Raw genomic sequence first — 1,219 nt, 5'->3', positions numbered from 1 at the left:
GTTTTGTTCAGTTTTCAAGGTTCAATGTGTAAGTGCTTCTTTCGAAGCGACCCTTACTATGTTACACGATCACCAACTTGGTGTCAATAACTTTTTTCAAGAAGTTTTGATCAAGTTCGTCGTGTTTCGTTGTCCGTTTGTGGCAACAAATAATACTTTACCAGTTAACTTCGTAGAAGTCAACTTCTTTTTAAATGTTTTTTAACTTTTATATCTACTAAGTTAGTAAACACTTAAACGAGCCTAAAAGAGATTAAATTGAATCCCCTTATAAAAGGCGGAAGAACAATAATATCACAAACATCTACTTAATAACAATACCTTTTTTACTATTTATAGATGTCTGAGAGTTCAGTTTAGAATGCCTACACTATATATATACACACAGAGGAGAATCTTAAACATATCTGCTTGACTATTTATTTCCGGTTATCTAAGTATCCATAAGTTTAGATGAGGTCTTCCGAAGGAAAATATGACGCTGTTCTTCTGCTGGATTACTAAATATGTAGAGTCCCAGATCTGAAGTTGGTCAAAATTATTGCGAATGAGGTTTGTCACTCTCAGGTGAAAGCTAATTTTAGTTTGTTTTGGAGGTGCAATTTTGATATTTATTTTATCTTTCTAATAGATTGATCGTTTAAGAGTAGAATTCAGTGCGTGTTTTCAAAAGGTTGATCATTAAAATAGAGAGATTTAGCCCTATTCATATGAGAAATCCGTAATAACCTGGCCAACAATATAGGTTGTGGCTACTATTATGAGAGCAATAAAGGTTCTATTAAATTAATTGCGTCAAAATAGAGCGGAATTGCGTCTTTTTTATTTTTATTGCGTCGTTTACATCCGTTATTGCGTCACTTTGCTTAAGAATTGCACCATTTCCCAAATCCATCCAAGAACATTGTCCCTATTTCACTTTCAATCTGTCCTTCGATTCTGATTTTAGTTGTACGATCAGCCTTCAATAACATTTCTCCAACAAATAAAAACGTAAAAAAGCAGCCCTCTTTATCCCATAACCAATTTGTTCTTCGAACCAAGAATCCATTTACAAGTAAACACAAAAAAGAGTAGCCCCTAAGAGCTACTCTTTTTTCACATTTGCCTGGCGACGTCCTACTCTCACAGGGGGAGATCCCCCAACTACCATCGGCGCTGAAGAGCTTAACTTCCGTGTTCGGCATGGGAACGGGTGTGACCTCTTCGCCATTGTCAC

General features: G+C 35.8%; 1 protein-coding gene and 1 rRNA gene. One reads left to right on the top strand and one right to left on the bottom strand.

What is annotated here, in order from left to right:
- On the top strand, positions 1–205 hold a 205-nt coding region (locus ACFQWC_RS23155; protein WP_377109179.1), incomplete at its 5' end, for a hypothetical protein.
- Positions 206–1,106: 901 nt separating this feature from the next.
- Here the strand turns inward: ACFQWC_RS23155 and rrf are convergent.
- Positions 1,107–1,219, bottom strand: a 5S ribosomal RNA gene (gene rrf / locus ACFQWC_RS23150); the annotation flags it as partial.

It is taken from the genome of Rossellomorea sp. GCM10028870 (genome assembly GCF_042666755.1).
Taxonomy (GTDB): domain Bacteria; phylum Bacillota; class Bacilli; order Bacillales; family Bacillaceae_B; genus Rossellomorea.
This window is presented reverse-complemented; position numbering and strand designations above follow the sequence as displayed.